Genomic DNA, 3,021 nt, shown 5'->3' on the forward strand with positions numbered 1-3,021 from the left:
TGTACCTGCTCGAAGAAGGCGCCGCAGCGGTCACGCCACGCGTCAACCTGCTGGGTTCGGGCACGATCCTGCGCGAGTCGATCGCGGCGAAGAAGCTGCTGGAAGCGGACTGGGGCGTCGCAGCCAATGTGTGGAGCTGCCCGAGCTTCAACGAGCTGGGCCGCGATGGCCAGGCCGCCGAACGCTACAACCTGCTGCACCCGATGGAGGCGGCGCAAGTCCCGTTCGTCACGCAGCAACTGCAGCCGCACGCCGGCCCGGTCATCGCCTCGACCGACTACATGAAGAGCTACGCCGAGCAGATCCGCGCCTTCATCCCGCAAGGCCGCGCCTACAAGGTGCTGGGCACGGACGGTTTCGGTCGCAGCGACTTCCGCGGCAAGCTGCGCGAGCACTTCGAGATCAACCGCCACTACATCGTCGTCGCCGCCCTGCGCGCGCTGGCGGATGAAGGCGCGGTGCCGATGTCGAAGGTGGCTGAAGCGATCGCCCAGTACGGCATCAAGGCCGACAAGATCAACCCGCTGTACGCCTGACCCCCAGCAGCACACGGAGACACAACATGGCATTGATCGAAGTGAAAGTCCCGGACATCGGCGACTTCAAGGACGTGGCGATCATCGAGGTGCTCGTCAAGGTGGGTGACACCATCAAGGCGGAGCAGAGCCTGCTGACGGTCGAGTCGGACAAGGCGTCGATGGAGATCCCGTCGTCGCATGCGGGCGTGGTGCGTGAGCTGAAGGTCGCGCTGGGCGACAAGGTGAACGAGGGCACGGTCGTGGTGATGCTGGAGGTGGCCGGAGCGGTGGCTGCGGCACCTGCGCTTGCACCGGTGGCCGCGCCTGCCGCGGTGGTTCCCCCTCCCCAACCCTCCCCCGCTGGGGGAGGGAGTAATGCGGCTGCGGCTTCGGGTCCGGTCGAGGTGTTCGTGCCGGACATCGGTGACTTCGACGAAGTGGCCGTCATCGAGCTGCTGGTCAAGGTCGGCGACAAGGTGTCGGCCGAGCAGAGCCTGATCACGGTCGAGTCGGACAAGGCGTCGATGGAGATCCCGTCGTCGCACGCTGGCGTCGTGAAAGAGCTGAAGGTCGCGCTCGGCGACAAGGTGAAGAAGGGGTCGCTGGTCGTGGTGCTGGAAGGCGTGGCGGGGGCTGTCGCGGCTCCGGCTGCCGCTGCACCCGCACCGGCTGCGGCGCCTGCGGTGGCGGTGGCGGCTGCTCCGGCACCGGTTGCGGCGGCTGCACCTGTGGCCGCTCCGGCTGCTGCTGTGGTGCCCGCACATGACCCGACCGCCCCGGCACTCAACCTGCCGCACGCCTCGCCGTCGATGCGCAAGTTCGCCCGCGAACTGGGCGTGCCGCTGGCCGAGGTCAAGGGCAGTGGTCCGAAGGGCCGCATCACCGAGACCGACATCCAGGGCTTCGTGAAGGGCGTGATGGCGGGTGCCGTGCAGACCGCTGCCCAGAAGGCCGCAGCGCCCGCACCGGCTCCCGCAGCGGCGGCCGCTGGCGGCGCCTTCCCCGGCCTGCTGGCCTGGCCGAAGGTGGACTTCGCCAAGTTCGGCCCGGTCGAGCGCAAGGATCTGTCGCGCATCAAGAAGATCTCGGGCGCCAACCTGCACCGCAACTGGGTCGTCATCCCGCACGTCACCAACCACGACGACGCGGACATCACCGACCTCGAAGCCTTCCGCGTGGCGACGAACAAGGAAAACGAGAAGTCCGGCGTCAAGGTCACGATGCTGGCCTTCATGATCAAGGCGGCGGTCGCGGCGCTGAAGAAGTTCCCCGAGTTCAACGCCTCGCTGGACGGCGACACGCTGGTGCTGAAGAACTACTTCCACATTGGCTTCGCGGCGGACACGCCGAACGGCCTGATGGTTCCGGTCATCAAGGACTGCGACAAGAAGGGCATCTTCCAGATCAGCCAGGAGATGGGCGAACTGGCCAAGAAGGCCCGCGACGGCAAGCTTGGTCCCGCCGAGATGAGCGGCGGCTGCTTCTCGATCTCGTCGCTGGGCGGCATTGGCGGGCGCTACTTCACGCCGATCATCAACGCACCGGAAGTCGCGATCATGGGCGTCTGCAAGAGCGCCATCGAGCCGAAGTGGGACGGCAAGCAGTTCCAGCCGCGCCTGATGCTGCCGCTGTCGCTGTCGTGGGACCACCGCGTCATCGATGGCGCGGCGGCGGCCCGCTTCAACGTTTACTTCGCATCGCTGCTGGCGGACTTCCGCCGCATCGTGCTGTGATCGGGAGTCACTGACATGGCATTGATCGAAGTACAAGTCCCGGACATCGGCGACTTCAAGGACGTGGCGATCATCGAGTTGCTGGTGGCTGTCGGCGACACGGTGAAGGCCGAGCAGAGCTTGCTCACGGTCGAATCCGACAAGGCGTCGATGGAGATTCCGTCGAGCCACTCGGGCGTGGTCAAGGAACTGAAGGTCGCGATCGGCGACAAGATGAACCAGGGCAGCGTGATCCTGGTGCTGGACAGCGCGGAGGCGGCGGCTGCTGCACCCGCGCCGGCACCGGCACCGGCCGCAGCAGCTCCGGTTGCTGCGCCGGCGCCGGCCGCTGTCGCAGCCGGCCCGGCGAGCAGCTACACCGGTGCAGCCGATGTCGAGTGCGACCTGCTCGTGCTCGGCGCCGGTCCTGGCGGCTACTCGGCGGCATTTCGCGCCGCCGACCTGGGCCTGAAGGTCGTCATCGTCGAGCGTTACGCGACGCTGGGCGGCGTGTGCCTGAACGTGGGCTGCATCCCGTCGAAGGCGCTCCTGCACGTCGCGGCGGTGATGGACGAGGTGAGCCACCTGGGCGCGCTGGGTGTCGAGTTCGGCGCGCCGAGCCTGGACATCGACAAGCTGCGCGGCCACAAGGACAAGGTCATCGGCAAGCTGACCGGCGGCCTCGCCGCGATGGCCAAGATGCGCAAGGTCACCACCGTGCGCGGCGTCGGCCAGTTCCTCGACCCGTACCACGTCCAGGTCGAAGAGACCACGGGCGCGGGCACGGAGCG

General features: G+C 67.5%; 3 protein-coding genes. All 3 read left to right on the forward strand.

The features are described 5' to 3' along the window. Positions 1 to 536: transketolase-like TK C-terminal-containing protein (locus AB3X43_RS07400; RefSeq protein WP_473965080.1), on the forward strand; the 536-nt coding region annotated here is incomplete at its 5' end. 26 nt (positions 537 to 562) lie between these two features. After that, positions 563 to 2,251, forward strand: coding sequence for a dihydrolipoyllysine-residue acetyltransferase (gene aceF / locus AB3X43_RS07405; RefSeq protein ID WP_369429217.1), 1,689 nt, complete (start codon positions 563 to 565; stop codon positions 2,249 to 2,251). Between the two features lie 15 nt (positions 2,252 to 2,266). Then, on the forward strand, positions 2,267 to 3,021 hold a 755-nt coding region (locus tag AB3X43_RS07410), incomplete at its 3' end, for a biotin/lipoyl-containing protein (protein ID WP_369429218.1).

The sequence above is a fragment of the Sphaerotilus sp. genome (genome assembly GCF_041083715.1).
Taxonomy (GTDB): Bacteria; Pseudomonadota; Gammaproteobacteria; order Burkholderiales; family Burkholderiaceae_C; genus Sphaerotilus.

Excerpts from the sequence above, each read along its gene's own strand:
- aceF (WP_369429217.1), top strand. The coding sequence starts at position 563 with ATGGCATTGATCGAAGTGAAAGTCCCGGACATCGGCGACTTCAAGGAC.